Annotated in this window: 20 protein-coding genes; 17 read left to right on the top strand and 3 right to left on the bottom strand. The window is 34.6% G+C overall.

Annotated features, from left to right (window positions below; genetic code table 11):
• Position 1 precedes the first annotated feature (1 nt).
• The 14 genes from L0669_RS06305 to L0669_RS06240 all read left to right on the top strand — a co-directional run bounded on the left by L0669_RS06305 (position 2) and on the right by L0669_RS06240 (position 16,817).
• Positions 2 to 523 (top strand): NADH-quinone oxidoreductase subunit C, encoded by a 522-nt coding sequence (locus L0669_RS06305; RefSeq protein ID WP_263762135.1) that lies wholly within the window; start codon positions 2 to 4, stop codon positions 521 to 523.
• 24 nt (positions 524 to 547) lie between these two features.
• Positions 548 to 1,786 (top strand): NADH-quinone oxidoreductase subunit D, encoded by a 1,239-nt coding sequence (locus L0669_RS06300; RefSeq protein WP_173969065.1) that lies wholly within the window; start codon positions 548 to 550, stop codon positions 1,784 to 1,786.
• A gap of 200 nt (positions 1,787 to 1,986) precedes the next feature.
• Positions 1,987 to 2,517: a complex I 24 kDa subunit family protein gene (locus tag L0669_RS06295; RefSeq protein WP_173969066.1), complete on the top strand. Its 531-nt coding sequence runs from the start codon at positions 1,987 to 1,989 to the stop codon at positions 2,515 to 2,517.
• A gap of 1 nt (position 2,518) precedes the next feature.
• A complete protein-coding gene (gene nuoF, locus L0669_RS06290; RefSeq protein WP_263762132.1) occupies positions 2,519 to 3,889 on the top strand; it encodes an NADH-quinone oxidoreductase subunit NuoF in 1,371 nt (456 codons plus the stop codon).
• A gap of 93 nt (positions 3,890 to 3,982) precedes the next feature.
• Positions 3,983 to 5,014, top strand: a complete 1,032-nt coding sequence (locus L0669_RS06285) for an NADH-quinone oxidoreductase subunit G (protein ID WP_173969068.1) — start codon at positions 3,983 to 3,985, stop codon at positions 5,012 to 5,014.
• 3 nt (positions 5,015 to 5,017) lie between these two features.
• Positions 5,018 to 6,070, top strand: a complete 1,053-nt coding sequence (nuoH, locus tag L0669_RS06280) for an NADH-quinone oxidoreductase subunit NuoH (RefSeq protein WP_173969069.1) — start codon at positions 5,018 to 5,020, stop codon at positions 6,068 to 6,070.
• Between the two features lie 157 nt (positions 6,071 to 6,227).
• Entirely contained in the window at positions 6,228 to 6,773 is a 546-nt protein-coding gene (locus L0669_RS06275) for a NuoI/complex I 23 kDa subunit family protein (protein ID WP_173969070.1), read from the top strand.
• Positions 6,774 to 7,313, top strand: coding sequence for an NADH-quinone oxidoreductase subunit J family protein (locus L0669_RS06270; protein ID WP_173969071.1), 540 nt, complete (start codon positions 6,774 to 6,776; stop codon positions 7,311 to 7,313). It begins immediately after the preceding gene.
• Complete coding sequence (gene nuoK, locus L0669_RS06265) at positions 7,313 to 7,633, top strand: NADH-quinone oxidoreductase subunit NuoK (protein ID WP_017494599.1); 321 nt, start codon at positions 7,313 to 7,315, stop codon at positions 7,631 to 7,633. Before L0669_RS06270 ends, nuoK begins: the two co-directional genes overlap by 1 nt.
• 6 nt (positions 7,634 to 7,639) lie before the next feature.
• Positions 7,640 to 9,523, top strand: coding sequence for an NADH-quinone oxidoreductase subunit L (gene nuoL, locus L0669_RS06260; RefSeq protein ID WP_263762130.1), 1,884 nt, complete (start codon positions 7,640 to 7,642; stop codon positions 9,521 to 9,523).
• Between the two features lie 10 nt (positions 9,524 to 9,533).
• Complete coding sequence (locus L0669_RS06255) at positions 9,534 to 10,973, top strand: complex I subunit 4 family protein (protein ID WP_263762128.1); 1,440 nt, start codon at positions 9,534 to 9,536, stop codon at positions 10,971 to 10,973.
• 63 nt (positions 10,974 to 11,036) lie between these two features.
• Positions 11,037 to 12,428, top strand: coding sequence for an NADH-quinone oxidoreductase subunit N (locus L0669_RS06250; RefSeq protein WP_263762126.1), 1,392 nt, complete (start codon positions 11,037 to 11,039; stop codon positions 12,426 to 12,428).
• 164 nt (positions 12,429 to 12,592) lie between these two features.
• Positions 12,593 to 13,366 (top strand): Bax inhibitor-1/YccA family protein, encoded by a 774-nt coding sequence (locus L0669_RS06245; RefSeq protein ID WP_263762124.1) that lies wholly within the window; start codon positions 12,593 to 12,595, stop codon positions 13,364 to 13,366.
• 610 nt (positions 13,367 to 13,976) lie between these two features.
• Positions 13,977 to 16,817 (top strand): pectate lyase family protein, encoded by a 2,841-nt coding sequence (locus tag L0669_RS06240; protein ID WP_263762122.1) that lies wholly within the window; start codon positions 13,977 to 13,979, stop codon positions 16,815 to 16,817.
• 72 nt (positions 16,818 to 16,889) lie between these two features.
• On the opposite strand, the gene amaB is transcribed toward L0669_RS06240, so the two are convergent.
• Positions 16,890 to 18,443, bottom strand: coding sequence for an L-piperidine-6-carboxylate dehydrogenase (gene amaB / locus L0669_RS06235; RefSeq protein WP_263762120.1), 1,554 nt, complete (start codon positions 18,441 to 18,443; stop codon positions 16,890 to 16,892).
• A gap of 181 nt (positions 18,444 to 18,624) precedes the next feature.
• Between amaB and L0669_RS06230 the strand changes: the two genes are divergently transcribed.
• Positions 18,625 to 19,584, top strand: coding sequence for an MBL fold metallo-hydrolase (locus tag L0669_RS06230; protein WP_263762118.1), 960 nt, complete (start codon positions 18,625 to 18,627; stop codon positions 19,582 to 19,584).
• 374 nt (positions 19,585 to 19,958) lie between these two features.
• Here L0669_RS06230 and L0669_RS06225 read toward each other — a convergent pair whose 3' ends face one another.
• Both L0669_RS06225 and L0669_RS06220 read right to left on the bottom strand, forming a co-directional pair.
• Positions 19,959 to 20,498, bottom strand: a complete 540-nt coding sequence (locus tag L0669_RS06225; protein ID WP_263762115.1) for a 3-hydroxyanthranilate 3,4-dioxygenase — start codon at positions 20,496 to 20,498, stop codon at positions 19,959 to 19,961.
• A 101-nt stretch (positions 20,499 to 20,599) separates the two neighbouring features.
• Positions 20,600 to 21,700, bottom strand: a complete 1,101-nt coding sequence (locus tag L0669_RS06220) for an endonuclease/exonuclease/phosphatase family protein (RefSeq protein WP_263762113.1) — start codon at positions 21,698 to 21,700, stop codon at positions 20,600 to 20,602.
• 227 nt (positions 21,701 to 21,927) lie between these two features.
• Here L0669_RS06220 and L0669_RS06215 point away from each other — a divergent pair, with 227 nt between their 5' ends.
• Both L0669_RS06215 and L0669_RS06210 read left to right on the top strand, forming a co-directional pair.
• A complete protein-coding gene (locus tag L0669_RS06215) occupies positions 21,928 to 22,827 on the top strand; it encodes a S66 peptidase family protein (RefSeq protein ID WP_173969082.1) in 900 nt (299 codons plus the stop codon).
• 187 nt (positions 22,828 to 23,014) lie between these two features.
• The gene (locus tag L0669_RS06210; RefSeq protein ID WP_263762111.1) at positions 23,015 to 23,386 is read left to right on the top strand and encodes a YraN family protein; all 372 of its coding nucleotides are present in this window, start codon (positions 23,015 to 23,017) and stop codon (positions 23,384 to 23,386) included.
• Positions 23,387 to 23,495 lie beyond the last annotated feature (109 nt).

Genomic DNA, 23,495 nt, shown 5'->3' with positions numbered 1-23,495 from the left:
GATGGCTTTAGAAAATACCCTGATACAAGATAAACTTACAGAAACATTTGATACAAGTGTTTTTAACTTTCACCAAGAAAGAGATATTTTTTCACTAGAAACAACAGCAGATAAAATAACTGCTTTGATTCTTTTTTTGAAAAACGATTCTGATTTACGTTTTCACTTTTTAACTGATTTATGCGGAGTTCATTATCCAGATAACGAAACAGATCGTCAGTTTGCCATAGTATATCATTTACACAACTGGTACGAAAACAAAAGAATCAGAATTACAGTTTTTCTAAATGGTGAAAAACCAGAAATTAAAACCATTTCGAATATTTTCTTAAGTTCAAACTGGATGGAAAGAGAAACATACGATTTCTTCGGGATCAACTTTATTGGACATCCGCAATTGAAACGTATTTTGAATATGGATGAAATGGTGTCTTTCCCAATGCGAAAAGAATTCCCAATGGAAGACAGCGGAAGAACTGATAAAGACGACAGATTCTTTGGAAGAACAACAACAAATTGCTAAAAATAAATAATTCAACATTATAAAATGTCAGAACTATTATTATCACCAGAGCATCGATATGCTAAAATAGTTAAGGATAAACTAAACGAAGACGGAAGCGAGCTTTCGGTACTGAATTTAGGGCCAACACACCCAGCCACACACGGTATTTTTCAAAATATCCTGTTGATGGACGGTGAGAGAATTCTTGAAGCTGAACCAACCATTGGTTACATTCACAGAGCTTTTGAGAAAATTGCTGAAAATCGTCCTTTTTACCAGATTACACCTCTTACAGACCGTATGAACTATTGTTCCTCTCCTATCAACAATATGGGATGGTGGATGACTTTAGAAAAATTACTAAATATTGAAGTACCTAAACGCGCTCAATACTTAAGAGTTATTGTAATGGAATTGGCACGTATTACAGATCACTTAATTTGTAACTCAATCTTAGGTGTTGATACTGGTGCTTATACTGGTTTCTTATATGTTTTTCAATTTAGAGAAAAAGTATACGAGATTTACGAAGAAATTTGTGGAGCTCGTTTAACAACAAATATGGGAAGAATTGGTGGTTTCGAAAGAGACTGGTCACCAGAAGCTTTCCGTAAATTAGATGTGTTTTTAAAAGAATTTCCTGTCGCTTGGCAAGAATTTGAAAACTTATTCGAAAGAAACAGAATTTTCCTTGACAGAACCGTAAACGTAGGTGCAATTACTGCAGAGCAGGCAATGGCGTACGGATTTACAGGTCCAAACTTACGTGCTGCCGGAGTTGATTATGACGTTCGTGTGGCTCAGCCTTATTCTTCATACGAAGATTTCGATTTCATTGTTCCTGTTGGAAAATCAGGAGATACTTACGATCGTTTCTGTGTTCGTAATGCAGAAGTTCGCGAAAGTTTAAGCATCATTCGTCAGGCGTTGGATAAAATGCCAGCCGGAAACGAATATCATGCAGAAGTTCCTGATTACTACCTTCCTCCAAAAGAAGATGTTTACACTTCTATGGAATCTCTAATTTATCACTTTAAGATTGTAATGGGAGAAGTTCCTGTACCAGTTGCAGAAATTTACCACCCTGTTGAAGGAGGAAATGGAGAAATAGGATTTTATTTAGTTACTGACGGAAGCAGAACTCCATATAGATTACATTTTAGAAGACCTTGTTTTATTTATTACCAGGCATATCCTGAAATGATTAAAGGTTCATTACTTTCTGATGCAATTGTTATTCTATCAAGTTTAAATGTAATTGCAGGAGAATTAGACGCCTAACAGATTGTAAATTTTAGATTATAGATTTTAGATTACTGATTGAAAATGCAGGTTTTAGAATTTAGATTTAAAAATTATAATTTAGGAATTGAAAAATTCAGATTGAAGAATCTAAAACTTAAACAATGATTGAAGAATCATAGATTGTAGACAAAGATTAAAAAAATCTAAAATCTAAAATCTAAAATCTAAAATTAAAAATGGAACGTAAACATTACAAACAAGAAATAAATATGACAGAGGCATTGATCACCCGTATCAATGAATTAATCAGTCATTATCCTGAAGGCAAACAAAAATCAGCTTTGTTGCCTGTTTTGCATGAAGTGCAAGATGCGCATAACAACTGGCTTAGCATTGAATTGCAAGATAAAGTTGCCGAAATTCTTCAGATAAAACCAATTGAAGTGTATGAAGTGGTTACTTTTTATACCATGTTCAACCAAAAGCCAATTGGAAAATACATGTTCGAGTTTTGCCAGACTTCTTGTTGTTGTTTAAATGGTGCTGAAAATTTAATGGATTATACTTCTGAAAAATTAGGCATTAAAATGGGAGAAACAACTCCAGACGGAATGTTTACCATTGCCGGCGTAGAATGTTTAGGTGCCTGCGGATACGCTCCGATGTTGCAATTAGGCGATTTCTACAAAGAAAAATTGACAGAAGATAAGATTGATCAGTTAATCGCTGATTGTAAAGATGATAAAATAATATTACACGATAAATAAGATGTCACAAAAAATATTATTAGATAAAATCAATATTCCAGGAATTAAAACCTACGAAGTATATCGCCAAAATGGTGGTTATGCGTCTGTAGAAAAAGCTCTTAAAACACTTACACCGGATGAAGTTACTGAAGAAGTAAAAAAATCAGGTCTGCGTGGTCGTGGAGGTGCAGGTTTCCCTGCAGGAATGAAATGGAGTTTTATTGATAAAAAATCAGGTAAACCAAGACACTTAGTTTGCAATGCCGACGAGTCTGAACCGGGAACTTTTAAAGATCGTTATTTGATGGAATACATTCCTCACTTATTGATCGAAGGAATGATTACCTCAAGTTTTGCCTTAGGCGCTAACCTTTCATACATCTACATTCGTGGAGAATATATGTGGGTTTTCAAAATATTAGAAAGAGCAATCGCCGAAGCTAAGGCTGCCGGATGGTTAGGAAAAAATATATTAGGTACAGGTTACGATTTAGAGTTATATGTTCACTGTGGAGCTGGTGCTTATATTTGCGGAGAAGAAACTGCGCTTATTGAGTCATTAGAAGGTAAAAGAGGAAATCCTCGTATTAAACCACCATTCCCTGCAGTTTCAGGACTTTGGGCTAACCCAACCGTGGTAAACAATGTTGAAACTATCGCTACTGTGCCATGGATCATCAACAATTCTGGAGATGATTATGCTAAAATTGGTATTGGTCGTTCTACAGGAACTAAATTAATCTCTGCTTCAGGACACATCAAAAATCCGGGAGTTTACGAAATTGAATTAGGTTTAAGCGTTGATGAATTCATGAATTCTGACGAATATTTAGGAGGAATGTCTTCTAGCAGACCTTTGAAAGCATTTGTACCGGGAGGATCTTCAGTGCCAATTTTACCAGCTGAATTAATTTTTAAAACAGCAAATGGTGAAGACCGATTAATGTCTTACGAATCTTTAAGTGATGGTGGTTTTGCTACCGGATCGATGTTAGGTTCAGGAGGATTTATCGTTTACAACGACACTGCTTGTGTAGTAAGAAACACTTGGAATTTTGCTCGTTTTTACCACCACGAATCTTGCGGACAGTGTACACCTTGTCGTGAAGGAACAGGATGGTTAGAAAAAATATTATGGAGAATCGAAAACGGTCAAGGCCGTGAGGAGGATATCGAATTATTGTGGAGTATTCAAAGTAAAATTGAAGGTAACACAATTTGCCCACTTGGTGACGCAGCTTCTTGGCCAGTAGCCGCAGCAATTCGTCACTTTAGAGATGAGTTCGAATATCACGTTCGTTTCCCTGAAAAAATCAAAAATAGAGATCACTTTGTTGCTGAGCCTTTTTCGCAAGTAAAGCATTTAGTAGGCGGTAAAGTAATCGTATAAAAATAAAAAGCAGAAAGTTATAAAGTTCATAATGTTAAAAAGGACAGCAATTCTTTTCAATATTTCGACTTTCAACATTCAAATCATAAAGAGATGAAAGTAACCATAGACGGTCAAAGTATAGACGTAGAGCCAGGAACAACGATCCTGCAGGCTGCACGTATGATTGGTGGAGATTTGGTTCCGCCAGCCATGTGCTATTACTCAAAATTAAAAGGTAGCGGCGGAAAATGTCGTTGTTGTTTAGTTGAAGTTTCTAAAGGAAGTGAGGCTGACCCAAGACCAATGCCAAAATTAATGGCATCTTGCGTAACAGGATGTATGGACGGAATGGAAGTGAACAGCAAATCATCGGCTCGTGTAACTGAAGCCCGTAAATCTGTAACTGAATTTTTATTGATCAATCACCCATTAGATTGCCCTATTTGTGATCAGGCTGGTGAATGTGATCTTCAGAACTTAAGTTTTGAGCACGGAAACCCAAAATCACGTTTTATTGAAGAAAAAAGAACATTTGAACCAGAAGATATTGGTCCGAATATTCAACTACATATGAACCGTTGTATTTTATGTCAAAGATGTGTACAAGTTGCAGATCAATTGACAGACAACAGAGTTCACGGAGTATTAGATCGTGGAGATCACGCTAATATTTCAACCGGAATATCTAAAGCAATCGACAACGAGTTTTCTGGAAACATGATCGACGTTTGTCCGGTTGGAGCTTTAACAGACAAAACTTTCCGTTTTAAATCAAGAGTTTGGTTCAACAAACCTTTCAACGCTCACAGAGAATGTACTACTCCTGGATGTTGTGGTAAAACAACTGTATGGATGTTTGGTGGAGAAATTCAGCGTGTAACTGGTCGTAAAGATGAGTACCACGAAGTAGAGGAATTCATTTGCAACAGTTGTCGTTTTGATCACAAAAACGTGAACGACTGGGTAATTGAAGGACCTAGAGAATTTGAAAAAGACTCTGTTATCAACCAAAATAACTACACTCAAAAATTAGAGAAAGTAGAAATCGATACAGAAAAAACGATCCTTTTAGGTAGAGATATTGATCGTAAAAAAATTAGTATGGCTGCAATTCCATTAACTACAAATGATAAAAAATCTTAAGAAATGGAAAGTGCATTTATTATAGAAAAAAGTGTCGTTATTGTTGTCGTTTTTGCGATAACGATGGTTATGGCAATGTATTCTACCTGGGCTGAACGTAAAGTTGCAGCTTTTCTACAAGATCGTGTAGGACCAAACCGTGCAGGATGGGGTGGTTTATTACAACCTCTTGCCGATGGTATGAAATTATTCTCGAAAGAAGAGTTTTTCCCAAACACACCAAACAAATTTTTATTTGTTGTAGGACCTGCAATTGCCATGAGTACGGCATTAATGACAAGTGCTGTTATTCCGTGGGGAGATAAATTGCATGTTTTTGGCCGTGATGTAGTTTTACAGGCAACTGATATTAATATTGGTATATTATACATTTTTGGAGTATTATCAGTAGGAGTTTACGGCATCATGATTGGTGGATGGGCTTCTAATAATAAATTCTCATTAATGGGAGCTATTCGTGCTGCGTCTCAGATGGTTTCGTACGAAGTTGCTATGGGATTATCAATAATTGCTTTATTAATGATGACCGGAACTTTAAGCTTAAAAACAATTTCTGAGCAACAAGCCGGAATGAACTGGAACGTTTTTTATCAGCCTTTATCATTCTTAATTTTCCTTATTTGTTCGTTTGCAGAAACAAACAGAACTCCTTTTGACTTAGCAGAATGTGAAAACGAATTAATTGGAGGTTACCATACAGAATATTCATCTATGAAAATGGGATTCTATTTATTTGCTGAATATGCGAGTATGTTTATCTCTGCTACTATTATTTCTGTTTTGTTTTTCGGTGGATACAATTATCCTGGAATGCAATGGATGGTAGAAAATGTAGGTGTTAACGTTGCTAATCTATTAGGAATTGCTGCATTGTTTGCAAAATTATGTTTCTTCATATTTTTCTACATGTGGGTACGTTGGACAATTCCGAGATTTAGATATGACCAATTAATGAACTTAGGCTGGAGAATTTTAATTCCGCTTTCGATTATTAATATCATGATTACAGGTGTTGTAATTTTAAGACATGATATTGCAGCAGCTTTAGGATTCTAAGAACTGTATTGCCTAGCCCTGATAGAAGCGGCATCCTTTATTTTTTTTCTTTAAAAAAATAAAGATATAGCGGATAGCAGGATTAGCTTCAAAATAATAATAAAACAGATTTGCCTTGTTTCATACAAACCGTAAATCGTAAATCATACATTAAAAAATGTCAATAGAAACTATATCATTATCGGGTAGAAAAAAGATGGTCTCTAATAAAGAGATGACTTTTTTAGAGCGATTGTATCTTGTGGCGATTGTGAAAGGATTGTTTATCACACTTAAACACTTATTCAGAAAAAAGATCACGATTCATTATCCTGAGCAAGTGCGTGAAATGAGTCCGGTTTATCGTGGTCAGCACCAGTTAAAACGTGATGAGCAAGGTCGTGAAAACTGTACCGCTTGCGGATTATGTGCTTTATCATGTCCTGCTGAAGCAATTACTATGAAAGCTGCTGAGCGTAAAGCTGATGAAAAACATTTGTACAGAGAAGAAAAATATGCTTCGATCTACGAAATCAATATGTTACGTTGTATTTTTTGCGGTTTATGCGAAGAAGCATGTCCAAAAGACGCCATTTATTTGACGACTTCGAAAGTATTGGTTCCTTCTAGCTACGAAAGAGAAGATTTCATCTTTGGAAAAGACAGATTAGTGATGCCTCTTGATGTGGCGATCAAAAATGCTCAACTTAATAATGCTAACTAAATGATACATATTCCTGATTTTGCACACGCAACAACTGTACAAATTATATTTTGTTTCTTAGCGTTTATTACGGTGATTACCGCTTTTTTGACCATTTTTAGCAGAAATCCAATTCATAGTGCTATCTATTTAGTAATTTGTTTCTTCTCGATTGCTGGTCACTATTTATTATTAAATGCTCAGTTTTTGGCTATTGTACATATTATAGTCTACTCCGGAGCAATTATGATTTTATTCCTGTTTACGATCATGTTGATGAACCTGAACGAACAACGAGAAGTACACCGACCTAGAATTACACGTTTAGGCGCTATTGTTTCTTTTTGTTTGATTTGCATTGTATTAATTGCAATTTTCATCAACTCTAAGCCAATTGTTGAATACGACCCGTCTAACGGAGAAGATTTCCAATCGATTAAGGTATTAGGTAAAATATTATTGAACGAATATATGGTTCCGTTTGAATTCGCTTCGATCTTGCTTTTAGTAGCTATGATTGGAACTGTACTATTGTCTAAAAAAGAAAAATTAAATAAATAATGGGTAATATATTAAATCAAATAGGTATTGAAAACTACATCTTTTTAAGTGTTGTACTTTTCTGTATTGGTATTTTTGGTGTATTGTACAGACGAAATGCTATTATCGTTTTCATGTCTATCGAAATCATGTTGAATGCTGTTAACCTTTTATTTGTTGCTTTTTCAACTTATCATCAAGATGCGCAAGGACAAGTCTTTGTATTCTTTTCGATGGCAGTTGCTGCAGCAGAAGTTGCAGTTGGATTGGCTATTTTAGTTTCGATCTTTAGAAATTTAGGTTCGATTAGTATCGATAATTTAAAAAATTTAAAAGGATAAATAGAAATGGATACCAATTTAGCTTTACTTTTAGTTTTATCTCCTTTTTTAGGATTTTTAATCAATGTTTTCTTTGGCAAGAGCTTAGGGAAAACAGTTTCAGGAATCATTGGGACTGCTGCTGTAGTAGTTTCTTTTGCCGTAACACTTTTCTTTTTCAATCAATTAAGCCAAACAAAACAAGCCATTCAGGTTTCTTTATTTGACTGGATTGAAATTAGTAACATCAAAATTAATCTTGGATTTTTATTAGATCAATTATCGTTGCTTTGGTTGCTTTTTGTAACGGGTATTGGTTCATTGATACACTTATACTCTATAAGTTATATGCACGATGATGAAAATATGCACAAGTTTTTTGCATATTTGAATTTGTTCGTATTCTTCATGATTACACTTGTAATTGGAAGTAACTTATTAGTTCTATTTATTGGTTGGGAAGGTGTTGGACTTTGTTCGTACTTATTAATTGGATTCTGGCATAAAAACCAGGATTACAATGATGCTGCGAAAAAAGCTTTCATCATGAACAGAATTGGAGATTTAGGTCTTTTAATCGGGATGTTTATTCTTGGTTCGATGTTCTCAACGTTAGATTATGCAACTTTAAAAACTGCGATTGCGGGAGCTACAAACTTAGATACTACTTTGCTTTCATTAGCTGCTTTATGTTTATTTATTGGAGCTTGTGGTAAATCGGCACAAATCCCATTATACACCTGGTTACCTGATGCGATGGCTGGACCAACTCCGGTTTCGGCATTGATTCACGCTGCAACAATGGTTACGGCTGGTATCTTTATGATAACGAGATTAAATTTTGTTTTTGATTTAGCACATGATGTTCAAAATGTTATTGCTGTTATTGGGGCTATCACTTCATTAGTTGCTGCAACAATTGGTTTAGTTCAGACAGATATTAAAAAAGTATTGGCCTACTCTACTGTTTCTCAGTTAGGTTTAATGTTTTTAGCTTTAGGATTTGGCGCTTATGATGTAGCTGTTTTTCACGTAATAACACACGCTTTCTTCAAAGCTTGTTTGTTCTTAGGTTCAGGTTCTGTAATTCACGGTTTACACGGAGAACAGGATATGCGTAAAATGGGTGGTTTGCGTAAAGCAATGCCAATCACTTTCTGGACAATGTTAATTTCATCATTGGCTATTTCAGGAGTTCCGTTTTTCTCAGGTTTCTTCTCTAAAGATGAAATTTTATTAACGGCTTTCGAACATAGTAAAACGCTTTACGCTATAGGATCTATTGCTTCTATCATGACAGCATTTTATATGTTTAGATTGATGTTCCTTACTTTCTTTAAAGATTTTAGAGGAACCGAAGAGCAAAAACATCATTTACATGAAAGTGACGGATTAATTACTTTCCCTTTAATTATTTTAGCTATTCTGGCTACTTTTGGCGGAATCATTAGCTTACCTGGAAATAGTTGGTTAAATGAATATTTAGCGCCTCTTTTCACAAAAGTAGCTGGTGAAGAACATCATTTAGGCACAACAGAATATACCTTGATGGGAGTTGCTGTTTTAGGTGGATTATTAGGTATTTTGATTGCTTACATTAAATACTTCAAACAAGATAATGTTCCTGAAGCAGATGAAAACATTACTGGTTTAACCAAAGTTTTATACAACAAGTACTATGTAGACGAAGCTTGCGATGCAATATTTGTTCGCTCTATTAACGGATTATCAAGATTTTTCAGAGACTATATTGAAACTGGTTTATCTGCCCTTGTTTTTGGATTAGGAAAAGTAACCAATGAAATCGCTTTTCAGGGTAAAAAATTACAAAACGGAAGTATCGGATTATATCTTTTTGCCTTTGTTTTAGGTCTTTGCGCCATTGTTTCCTATATATTTTTAGCTAAATAATTTTACAACTATGAACGTTTCTCTTATATTAATTATTCTTCTAATTGGTGCATTTGCCACTTATTTTGCCGGTGACAAACTAGCATCTAAAGTAGCTTTGTTCTTTAGTTTGGCGGCTTTAGGTTGTTCAATTGTATTACTAAATCATTTTTATGCTGGTGACGACATCAGTTTAATAAGCACCTGGATTACTAAACCTAACATTTCTTTTGCTCTAAAAGCAGACGGATTAGGAATTGCAATGCTTTTGCTGACTGTGGCTTTAACGCCAATTATTGTATTCTCTTCTTTTGGAAATGAATATAAAAATGCAAAAGGTTTTTATGCTTTAATTCTATTTATGGCATTTGCCATGACAGGAACTTTCCTTGCAGCAGATGGTCTTTTATACTATATTTTCTGGGAATTAGCACTTATCCCTATTTACTTTATTGCTCTTATTTGGGGTAACGGTGATGCTGAAGAACGCAGAAAAGCAGTGGTTAAATTCTTTATTTATACACTTGCAGGTTCATTATTCATGTTGATTGCTTTTATCTATTTATACCAAAAAGCTGGTAGCTTTTTAATTGAAGATTTATACAAAGTAAACTTATCAGCTACTGAACAACTTTGGATATTCTTAGCTTTCTTCTTGGCTTATGCAATTAAAATTCCTATTATTCCTTTCCATACATGGCAGGCAAGTGTATACCAAAAAGCACCAACTGTTGGAACAATGCTTTTATCTGGTATCATGCTAAAAATGGGATTATACAGTGTTATTCGTTGGCAATTGCCAATTGCACCTTTGGCTGCAAAAGAATACATGAATATCTTCATTGGTTTAGGAATTGCGGGAGTTATCTACGGATCGATCGTTGCTTTAAGACAAAAAGATTTAAAGAAATTATTAGCTTATTCTTCGTTAGCACACGTTGGATTAATTGCCGCCGGAACTTACACGTTGACTATTGATGGTTTACGCGGAGCGGTATTGCAAATGATTGCACACGGTTTTGTTGTAGTAGGTTTATTCTATGCTGCCGAAGTTATCTTTAGAAGATTCGAAACAAGAGAAATTAGTGAGATGGGCGGAATTCGTACTCAGTCTCCAAAATTCACTTCTATGTTTTTAATTTTAGTATTAGCTTCTGTAGCTTTACCAAGTACTTTTAACTTTGTTGGAGAGTTTACTGTTTTGTATAGTCTTTCTCAAATCAATATTTGGTTTGCTGTTTTAGGTGGAACAACTATTATTTTAGGAGCTTATTATATGCTTAAAATGTTTCAAAATGTAATGTTGGGAGAAACGAATTCTAAAAATTTTGCAGATGTTTCTGTAAATGAAGGAATTTCATTCGTAGTAATTATTGCGGTTTTAATATTCTTCGGATTTTATCCTAAACCAATTACAGACTTGATTACGCCAAGTTTAGAAACAATTCTAAACGTTATCAATAAAAATTAATATTTTAATAAAAATAAATTAGGGCATCATTAGTTTGAGATTTCCTAAATCAAAAAAACAAAAATGAATACATTAATAGCTATAACAGGATTGGGTATTTTCTGCCTATTGTTTGAAATTCTTAATTTAAGAAAGGCCATTGTTCCAATTACCATTATTGGTTTGTTGGGTGTTTTGGCAATTAACTATTACGAATTTGGATCAACAGCAAGTTACTATAATAATATGATTACGGTAAGTAAGTTCTCTACTTCGTTTTCATCATTATTTATTATTCTAACTATTTTCTTAGTAGCATTAAGTCATAATTTTTACGAAAATCATCCAACAAAAATCTCTGATTTTGTGGCTATAAAAATATTTTTATTGGCTGGAGGAGTAGCAATGGTTTCTTTTGGAAACTTAGCAATGTTTTTCTTAGGAATCGAAATTTTATCAATTGCGCTTTATGTATTGGCAGCAAGCGAAAGACTAAATTTAAAAAGTAATGAAGCAGGTATGAAATATTTTTTGATGGGATCTTTTGCATCAGGAATTATTTTATTCGGAATCTGTTTGATTTACGGAGCAATGGGAAGCTTTGATGTTGCTGAAATTCATGAAACTTCTTTATCTGCTGAATTACCAATCTGGTTTCCTATCGGAATGATTTTAATGATTATTGGTATGTTGTTTAAAGTTGCTGCAGTTCCTTTTCATTTCTGGGCTCCGGATGTTTACGAAGGATCTCCTGCTTTGACTACTGCATTAATGAGTACTTTAGCAAAAGTTGTAGCTATTGCAACGCTTTATAAATTGGTTTCGGCATTAAATTTTGTTCCGTCTTTAGACAATCAGGATCTTTTAGGAACATTTGAAAACATTGTAGTAATCATTTCGATTGCCTCTATGACTGTTGGTAATATAATGGCATTGCGTCAGGTAAACGTAAAACGTATGTTAGCATTCTCAGGAATTTCTCATGCTGGTTTTATGTTAATGACTTTATTAACTATTGCAACATCAGCAGGTGTTTTATTGTATTATACTGCTGCTTATGCATTAGCCGGAATTGCTGCTTTTAGTGTTATACTATATGTTTGCAAAAATCAGGATAATGAAGATATTACAAATTTTCACGGTTTAGGAAAAACAAATCCTTTATTGGCGGCAATCCTGACAGGTTCATTATTATCTATGGCGGGTATTCCTATTTTCTCCGGATTCTTTGCTAAACTATTCTTATTCAATCAAACTATCGAGGCCGGATATATCGCTTTAGTAATTGTTGCCGTTATCAACTCTATTATTAGTGTTGGATATTATTTCAAATTAATATTGGCAATGTATTCTAAAGAACCAAACCAGGAACGTACCGGAAAACCTTTTCTTATTTATGCAGTGGCGGTAATTTCAATCACTTTAAATATTGTTTTAGGTTTATTCCCTTCTTTAGTTTTAGATTTATTGAACTAAAATTTTACTCAAAATATAAAGAAATCCATTCGTTATCGCGAATGGATTTTTTATTTTAAGAACATTCTATTTCAGAAGAGAAATTCATGTTAAAAATTTAACTTAAACAATACGAGCTTCAAAAAAACTCCATATATTTGGGTTCATTTAAATGTATTAGAAATATGAACTTCAACTCAAAAAATCCATTTTTAAGCAACAAGCGTTTTTCATCAAATGCTGTTTCAAAAGCTGAAGAAGTACACCAAGCTCAAATTATTGATTACAATCAGGAAATGACTTTGTCAGGTACTATCAATAAAACAGCTATTTTATTTTTAATATTATGCGGATCTGCAATGGTAACATGGTGGATGGCATTTAACGGAATGAATGCATTACTACCAGCAATTGGTGGAGCAATAATAGGTTTTATTTTGGTTTTAGTATCAGTATTCAAACCTCACCTTTCTCCTTACTTAGCTCCTGGATATGCCTTATTTGAGGGATTATTTATTGGAGGAATTTCTGCGATTTTTGAAGCAAAGTATCCGGGAATTGTAATCAACGCTGTTAGCGCAACTTTAGTAACGTTTTTAGTGTGCTTAGGTTTATATAAATTTAAAATTGTAAAAGTTACAGAACAATTTAAGTCAGTAGTTATTGCTGCTACTTTAGCTATTGCCACGTATTATTTGATTTCGTGGATCGCTTCTCTAATTTTTAATTTTACTCCTGTTCACTACGGAAACGGAATGATGAGTATCGGAATTAGTGTTTTTGTAATCATCATTGCTGCTTTGAACCTTTTCTTAGATTTTGATCAAATCGAAAGAGGAGTTCAGGAAAGAATGCCAAAATTCATGGAATGGTACGGCGCTATGGGATTAATGATTACTCTGGTTTGGTTATATATCGAATTCTTAAGATTACTATCTAAGTTATCAAGTAAAGATTAATTCTTTTAATAATAAATACAAAGCCTTTTTGAGAAATCAGAAAGGCTTTTTTTATGCTTTCTATTGAAGTTTTAAATTAAAATATTGTCTCCAAAAAGCTTAAATATTATTTCGAATATTTCTTAAAATTCGTTCAAAGATTTTTCATTTATCATCTGGTTTAGCTTTAAATCTACTCTCCCTTTATCTTCTTTTTTAGACTAATCATTCGCAAATATTCCTTCATAAAAAAGAAATTCAACTTCAATTTATTTAAAATTCACTTATTTTATTACTGTTTTTTCTTACTTTTTAGGATCTGTTATTTTAATCTTATTCAATATTAAAATTACTTTCAAATAGTAATAAGTTCCAGTTTTTTCATTTACAAAAATTCAATAAAAATAAAGGCACACAACGGTTTTTGTCATTATGTAATAAATTGCATTTAATGCAATTTATTACATAATACTCATTTATATGGTGTAATTTTTAAACTATAATTTATTTTTTATAACTTTTTTTTAAATATCAAAAATTAATAATACTTTTGTGTAATCGATTACAATTAATTTAATTGTTTCGATACCCAAAAAACCACAAAAACTTTATTAACGAAAAAACCACAATTATGAAAAAAAACCTACTATTCCTGACATTCTTTCTTGTCAGTATTCAAACATGGGCACAACAAGTTCAAATTAACGAAGCTTCTGGCTGGCTGGAATCTGCTTTTGTAAAATGGCAGCCGGTAAGTAATGCTCAAACTTATAATGTTTACTATACCGGAAACGGTCTGGTAGATAAAAAAATAGACGATCAGCTTATTAGAAGTTACGGATCTTATTTTCGCGCAGATATTCCGGGACTTAAAGCCGGAACTTATACTGTAAAAATAAAGCCTGTAATTTCAGGAAATGAAGGAACAGGTTCTACAACAAGCAACCTCACCGTTTTAGCTCACGATCGCAATGGTTTTGCTTTTGATGGAGGACGAGTTCCCGGCGGTTATAATGCTGATGGAACGCCAAAAACCGGAGCTGTAATTTTATACATTACCCAAAATACAAAAAACACCATATCGATGGACATTACAGGTGCGAGTACAAACCCTTGTGTTGGTTTACAAAACATTTTATATGGCATTAAAAAAGGAAAAGATACACGTCCGTTTATTATTCGTCTTATCGGAAATATCACAGATATGACCGTAATGGAAGGCGGAGATATTACTATCGAAAATGCGAACAATGCCAACAGCTATTTAACAATAGAAGGTATTGGAAATGATGCTGTTATAAACGGAATGGGTATACGCCTTAAATCGGCATCGAATATTGAAGTTAATAATCTTGGCTTCATGAATTGTGACAGTACTGCTGGCGACAATGTTGGCTTGCAAGATAAAAACGATCACGTTTGGGTACATAATTGCGATTTATTTTATGGCAACGCAGGTTCTGATGCTGACCAGATTAAAGGTGATGGAGCAATGGATAACAAAGGATCTACTTATGTTACTTTTTCTTACAATCATTTTTGGGATAACGGAAAAGCAAGTCTTTTAGGTTTAAGCGAAGGAACTACGACAGGATTATACATAACCTACCATCATAACTGGTTTGATCATTCAGATTCTCGTCATCCTCGCGTTCGTTATTACTCTGCACACATTTACAATAATTATTATGATGGTGTTGCAAAATATGGCGCCGGATCAACTCTGGGATCATCCCTTTTTGTAGAAGGAAATTATTATCGAAATAGCAAATACCCGATGTTAACCTCTTTGCAGGGAAGTGATATTTGGGATGAAGCGAATCAGGTAAATAATGCGGGAACTATGGGAACATTTTCAGGTGAAGCCGGAGGTTCTATTAAAGCATTCAACAATACTTTCGACGCGGATATTGCCACTAATAATATGCGTTTTGTAGCTTATGGCGATACCAATCCTTTATACAACATTGCCGGAAAAACCAATTCTACAACAGATTTTGATGCTTATCTGGCTACTTCAAGAGGAGAAGTGGTAAGCAGCAATGTAAAGTCTAAATCAGGCGCAAATACGTATAACAATTTTGATACAAATGCTGCTTTATACGTTAAAAACTTAGTTATAGATCAGCCTGCTACTGCCAAAACAAAAGTAACGCAATACGCAGGACGCGTTTCTGGAGGTGATCTTAAATGGACTTTTAACAATAGTGTAGATGATAAATCTTCACTGGTAATTGCTGCGCTAAAATCGGCCCTTACAAATTACACCGGTTCTTTAGTTGCTGTACAAGGAGAAGGAACTCCACCAGCAAACCCACAAACATTAATTTCTACAACTAATAACAATCAAACGGTGACTACCGGAACAGCGATTAGTTCTATAGTATTTACCTGGGGAGGAAGCGCAACTGATGCAACAGTAACAGGATTACCGGCATCTGGAATTAGCTTTGTAAAAAATGCAACGAATAAAACGATTACCATAACAGGAACACCAACAGCTACTTTATCTTATTCTATTGCCACAATAGGAACAGGAACAGTCGCTACGGGATCAGGAACAATTACTGTTTCAGCCGTAAATGGTCAAACACTTTCTTCTACTTCTAATAATAATCAAACAGTGGCAAGCGGAACAGCAATAAGTGCTGTTGTTTTTACTTGGGGAGGAAGCGCAACTGACGCAACAGTAACGGGATTACCGGCATCCGGAATTAGCTTTGTAAAAAACACTTCAGCAAAAACAATTACGATTTCAGGTACACCAATAGCTACAGTTTCGTATTCTATTGCTACAGTAGGAACAGGAACAGCGGCGACAGGAGGTGGTACAATCACTGTAACAGCCAGCAATCCTAATACTAATGAGATTCATAATTTTACAACTTCAGGAAAAACAAGTTCGTTTTATACTATTACAGGAAACATGAATTCCACACCGGGATCTGTAACATATAACGGATTAACTTTGACTGAACGCCTAAAAATCGAATCAAGCACGACGATTACTTATACCACAACAAGTGCTTCTACATTAACATTGGTTTTTGATTCTAACTTTACGGGAACGGTAAAAGTTAATAATACTTCTTATACCGCAGCAGCCGGAATTGTTACTGCTACGATACCAGTTGGAACGAATACAATAACAAAAGGATCGGTTGCCAACTTATTCTACATCAGCACAGAATATACAGGAAGTACTTTGCGCAAAGCAAATTTTGAAGAAACAAAAACGATAGAAATTGCGAAACCAGTTTTATACCCTAATCCTGTTACCAATTCATTATCAATTACAAGTGCTTCTCAAAATATAGAGAAAGCGGCGATTTATAATATTTCAGGTATGCTGGTAAAAACAGTTGATAAAAACCTGGAAACTATAGACGTAAGTAATCTAACTGCGGGTACTTATTTAGTAAAAATATACACTAGTGAAGGTTCATTTAATCAAACTATTTTAAAGAAATAAATCTATAATCTTAAAAGCAAAAGGCTTCCTAAAATGGAAGCCTTTTTAATATACTAAATCTAAAAGTAGATTTTACAAATCAAATTTAATTCCTTGTGCCAAAGGTAAACTCGTTGTATAATTAATTGTATTGGTTTGACGACGCATATAGATTTTCCAGGCATCAGATCCGGATTCACGTCCGCCGCCGGTTTCTTTTTCTCCACCAAAAGCACCACCAATTTCAGCTCCTGAAGTTCCGATGTTTACGTTTGCAATTCCGCAATCAGAACCTACAACAGATAAAAATCTTTCGGCTTCACGTAAATTATTTGTCATAATGGCCGATGATAATCCTTGCCCTACTCCATTCTGAATTTCGATAGCATTATCTACATCTCCAGAATATTTAATTAAATATAAAACCGGAGCAAATGTTTCGTGTTGTACAATTGCGTATGAATTTTTAGCCTCGGCAATTGCAGGTTTTACGTAACATCCGCTTTCATAACCTTCTCCTGAAAGTACTCCGCCTTCAACCAAAATATTTCCGCCTTCGGCAACTACTTTGTTCAAAGCAACGGTATACAGTTCGACTGCATGCGTATCAATTAGTGGTCCAACGTGATTATTTTCGTCAAGCGGATTTCCTATTCGTAATTGTTTATAAGCTGCTACTAAGGCATCTTTTACTTTATCATAAATACTTTCGTGAATGATCAAACGACGTGTAGAAGTACAACGTTGTCCTGCTGTTCCTACTGCACCAAAAACAGCACCAATGACAGTCATTTTAATATCAGCATCAGGAGTAACAATGATCGCATTATTTCCTCCAAGTTCTAATAATGATTTCCCTAAACGTCCGGCAACTGTTTGAGCTACAATTTTTCCCATTCGGGTTGAACCAGTAGCAGAAACTAACGGAATACGGGTATCAGCCGTCATTAATTCTCCTATTTTATAATCGCCATTAATCAAACAAGAGATACCTTCCGGTAAATTGTTTTCTTTAATAACTTGTGCGATGATGTTTTGACAGGCAATCCCGCAAAGAGGTGTTTTTTCAGAAGGTTTCCAAACGCAAACGTCTCCGGAAATCCAAGCTAAAGCGGTGTTCCAGGACCAAACTGCCACCGGAAAGTTGAATGCCGAAATAATCCCCACAACTCCTAACGAATGATATTGCTCGTACATACGATGTCCGGGTCTTTCTGAATGCATTGTCAAACCATGTAACTGACGAGACAAACCAACTGCAAAATCGCAGATATCGATCATTTCCTGAACTTCTCCATATCCTTCCTGTAATGATTTCCCCATTTCGTAAGAAACCAATTTACCAAGAGCTTCTTTATTTTCACGTAACTTTTGCCCAAACTGACGAACAATTTCTCCACGTTGTGGCGCAGGAATTAAACGAAAAGTTTTGAAAGCTTCTGTTGCTGAATGCATTACTTTTTCATAATCCTGAGGAGTCGACATTTTTACCGAAGCAATTAATTTTCCGTCAACTGGTGAATAACTTTCTAAAATTTCTCCTGAAGAAAAGTTTTCTAATCCGGTTGATGTTCCTTCATTTATCGATTTGATGCCCAATTTTTCCAGAGCCTCATTCATTCCAAATTGCGATGCTATTGTTGTCATTGTAACTTTTTTAGTTAAAATTGTTATATTTTTATGTAAAGATATTATTTAGAGTTGAATTTCAACAAAAGCAAGTTGTTAAAATCAGGTAAATTTAGGATTAATAAAAGTCAATTAAAGAAATATTCCTGTATTTATTCGTCATAATTCAGGAACTTTGCAGCAACAAAATTATTTAAATATGTCTGTTTTCAATCGCCTTCTGATTTGTTTCGTTTTAATTTCTGTAAATGCTTTTGCGCAAAAAGAACAAAAAGCTTCTTTTCAGGTTGTTCCGTTAGGAATAAAAGGTGGTATCGACGAAAAAAATCTTTCGGCTTACTTAGTAGCACCCACCAATACAAATGATTTTATCGCTTTAGATGCTGGAACTATAAATGCCGGAATCGAAAAAGCAATTGAAAACAAGGTTTTTAAAGTTTCGACAAGCGAGGTTTTACGTAAATATATTAAAGGGTATTTTATTTCTCACGCGCATTTAGATCACGTTTCAGGATTGATTATTAACTCTCCGGCCGATTCTTCAAAAACAGTTTACGCCACTGAAAAATGCATGGAAATGATGGAGAATCATTATTTTAATGATCAAACCTGGGCCAATTTTGGCGATAAAGGTCCCGGAACTCCATTAAAAAAATATCATTTTCAGACTTTAAATATCGGAGAAGAAACTCCAATTACCAATACAACAATGACGGTAAAAGTATTTCCGTTAAGCCATGTGAATCCGTTTGAGAGTACAGCTTTTCTAATTAAAAATGGAGAATCCTATGTGCTTTATTTAGGAGATACCGGACCTGACTCGGTAGAAAAAAGCGATAAGCTAAAATCACTCTGGACAGCAATTGCTCCTCTAATAAAAAGTAAACAATTGAAAGGAATTTTTATTGAAGTTTCATTCCCTAATGAGCAACCTGATCAATTCTTGTTCGGGCACTTAACTCCGAATCACCTGATGAAAGAACTTCATACTTTAGAAGATTTATCCGGAAAAGGAACTTTGAAAGGTTTCAATATTATTGTTACGCATTTGAAACCGCCAACCAAAAATATCATCAAACTTAAAGAACAATTGCAAAAGCAAAATGATTTAGGATTTAAGATTATTTATCCTGAACAAGGGAAAAAGTTTGAGTTGTAATTTTTTAAAGCCACAGATTTCATAGATTAAAGAGATTTTTTTTCTTTTTTTGTCATTTCGACGAAGGAGAAATCACACTCGGGATTCGACAAAGATTGGCGATTTTGATTGCGGAATTTCTAGTGTGATTTCTCCTTCGTCGAAATGACAAGATGACTTAAATTATAATATAAATCTTCTTTTGAAAACAAATTTCCTAGCCCCGATAGAAGTGGAAATCCTTTTGTTTTTTTCTTTAAAAAACAGAAGATTGAAACGGATAGCGGGAAATAGCTCCTAAAAAATTAAAAGTTCTAATTCAAAGACCTTTATTTCTAATTGTCTGCTAAACCCGACAGGTTTTAAAAACCTGTTAGGATGTTTGAGCCAATATATTATTTCTTCGCTACAAATCTGGGATCAGATTCCATTACGGTTCCGCAATTGTCGCAGGTTCTTAATTCTTCTGAATTATAGAAATGTTCGAAATGTGGCAGGAAATCTTTCTCGATATTATGAAGTTCGAAAAATACTTCGTAAAGTTTGTGATTGCAATTGTCGCAATGCCAAAGCAGTCCGTCAGTATAGCCTTTTCCGGCGCGTTTGCGTTCGATTACTAAACCTATAGAACCCTCTGAACGAACTGGAGAATGCGGAATCTTGGCTGGGTGCAAATACATATCTCCGGCATTTAATTCCATTTCTTTGCGTTCACCATCTTCCTGAATTACCACTTTTATACTGCCTTCGAGTTGATAAAAAAGCTCTTCGGTTTCGTTATAATGATAGTCTTTACGGGCGTTTGGGCCAGCAACGATCATGACAATATAATCGCCGGAATCTACATAAAGATTTTTATTGGCTACAGGTGGTTTTAATAAATGACGGTTTTCGTCGATCCATTTATTTAAATTGAAGGGTTTTGCTATTGACATTTTTAGTGGTACTAAGTTTTTAGCTAAGTTAAGGAAAAGTTTTCAGTCTCAGTCTCAGTTTTCAGTCTCAATATCCTGAAAACTGAGATTGTAAACCGTATTTATTTCATCTCTTTTATGAGATAAATATAAACGGGAAAATGATCGCTAAAACCTACTTCGGTTAGGCTGTGCCGAAGCGGATATCCTTTGTATTGTCCTGAAGTTGTAATGAGAAATGGTTTATTGAAAATCCCGGCTTTCCAGAACTTGAAGGTCGAGAAATCCTGTTTTATAAGGGATTCGGTTATGATAATCTGATCAAAAATATCCCAGGAATCTCTAAAAGCGATTGTTCCCATGCCTTTATTGGCCATTTCTTCGAAGGGATTAAAAGTACCCAATTCAGGAACTTCGCTCTTTTTTGCTTTGGCTCCCAAGGCTACTTTTACGCTACGGTTGAAGGGTCCGTCGTTTAAATCTCCCATCGTCATGACTTTTGCATTGGGATTTATTTGCTGTAGCGAATCGATAATTCTTCGGTTTAAACTTCCTGCCAATTCCCGAAACGGGCTACTTTTCTTTTCTCCGCCAGATCTTGATGGCCAGTGATTGACAATAATATGTATCTCCTCGCCTTCTAGAAAACCGGTTATTAAAAGCTGATCTCTTGTGAAAATCCGGTTGTTATTCGATGTTTTTATTTCGATTTCATCATCGATTTCTTCTTTCTTTTCCTCTTTTTCAATTGCATTATTTTTATAGATATATAAAGGAATATTAGAATAGGATGTTGGCCTAAAATATTTCTTTTGATAGAGCAATGCCACATCGATTCCGCGTTGGTCCGGCGAATCAAAATGTATGATTCCGTAATCAAGATGCTGCAATTTAGGTTGTTTGATTAAATCTTCGAGGACACCGCGGTTTTCGATTTCAGAACCCCCAATTAAGGTTGGTGCATTAAGATTTTCCGGAGTTCCAATTTCGGATAAAACCCTGGCTAGATTTTTTAATTTTTGTTCGTATTTTTCTTTTGTCCAGTGCTGCGCTCCGTTTGGTGTCCATTCGTCATCGTGCGTTGTTGGATCGTTTATGGTATCAAAAAGGTTTTCGAAATTGTAAAATGCAACGGTATGAATGGTATATTTTTTTGACTGAGCGTGTAAAATTGGAAGAAAAAATAGCGCTATGCAACAAACCTGAAATCTAATAATCTTCATGAACTTATTATTTTAAAAAGTTCAATTTAAGCAAATTAATTTATTTGTAGGAATTTTCAAATAAATTTAATTTTTTAAATTTCTATATTTGTTTACCTTTATAATGAACCAGCAAAGAAACCATGCACATGAGCGGACTCAAAAACTTTAAAAATTACTTTTTTCATTGTAAATTCATATTACTTATTTTTACTTTACAATCATTTACCTGTCAATCCCAACAAAACATGATAACACCACCTTACTTACAAAAAGGAGATACGGTTGCAATTGTAGCAACTGCCAGAAAAAATATCGAAGACAACTTAAAGCCTACCATAGATTTATTGCACAGCTGGGGTTTAGAAGCTGTTGTAGGAACCTCAATTGGACTTGATTTTAACCAACTTGCCGGAACTGACGAACAACGCGCTGCCGATTTTCAACATCAGTTAGACAATCCTAACATTAAAGCGATTTGGTGTGTTCGTGGCGGATACGGAACGGTACGAATGATTGATCTTTTGGACTTTACCAAATTCAAACAACATCCCAAATGGGTTATTGGTTTTAGCGATGTTACGGTTTTGCACAATCATCTGAACACGATGGGCTATAAATCAATTCACGGTATTATGCCGGTTACGATTCCGCGTGCTACTCCGGCAGCTATTAGTTCGATGAAATCGAGTTTGTTTGGCGAGCCTTTATCGTATACAATTGCTCCTGATAAAATGAATCGTTTTGGTAAGGCAACGGGCGAATTAGTAGGCGGAAATTTATCTATTCTATACAGTTTATTAGGATCTCCATCGGCTATTGATTGTAAGGATAAAATTTTATTTATCGAAGATCTTGACGAATATTTGTATCATATCGATCGAATGATGATGAATTTAAGACGCAACGGTTGTATTGAAAACCTAAAAGGAATTCTCGTTGGCGGAATGACCAAAATGAAAGACAACGAAGTACCGTGGGGTAAAAATGCTGTTGAAATTGTAGATGATGTTACTAAAAAATACAATATTCCGGTAATCTTCAATTTTCCGGCAGGACATATTCAGGACAACAGGGCTTTGATCATGGGAAATACCATTTCAATTGAAGTAAACGAAACCGGAAGTACTGTTTCTTTTCAAAAATAATAATTTCTCGTTTCTTCAAATCAAGAAGAATCCAAAATACCACATAAAAATCTAGCAAAGACGCAAAGTCGCAAAGCAATTTCAATAAGGCTTTGTAGACTTTGCGTTTTTGCATGCACATACATTTCTAACACAACATCTCCAACTCAAACTGTAAAACTGAGACTGAGACTGAAAACTAAAAAACATGGCTGAACACAATGATCTGGGGAAAAAAGGCGAAGAACTTGCGGTAGAATATCTCTTAAAAGAAGGTTATAAAATTTTAGATCGAAACTGGACTTTTCAGAAAGCCGAAATTGATATTATAGCTCAAAAAGAATCTATTTTGGCCATCGTTGAAGTCAAAACAAGATCGAGTTTAGATTTTGGTGCTCCGCAAGATTTTGTGAAGCCAAAAAAAATTCAGCTTCTGATAAAAGCAGTAAATGCCTACATAAACGATAGGGAAAAGGATTTTTGTAATGATTTAAACATTAGATTTGACATCGTAGCGATCCATAAAAATGGGGAATCATTTGCAATTGAACATTTTACAGACGCATTTTATCACTTTTAACATAATTTTTTATTGTTATATTTGTAACAAATTGTTTTTTTATTTATCTTTGTAAAGATTTATAACACCCCTATTAACTAAACCAACACAATCAAGTTACAAAAAAAAA

The sequence above is a fragment of the Flavobacterium bizetiae genome (assembly GCF_024271895.1).
Classification (GTDB): domain Bacteria; phylum Bacteroidota; class Bacteroidia; order Flavobacteriales; family Flavobacteriaceae; genus Flavobacterium; species Flavobacterium bizetiae.
This window is presented reverse-complemented; position numbering and strand designations above follow the sequence as displayed.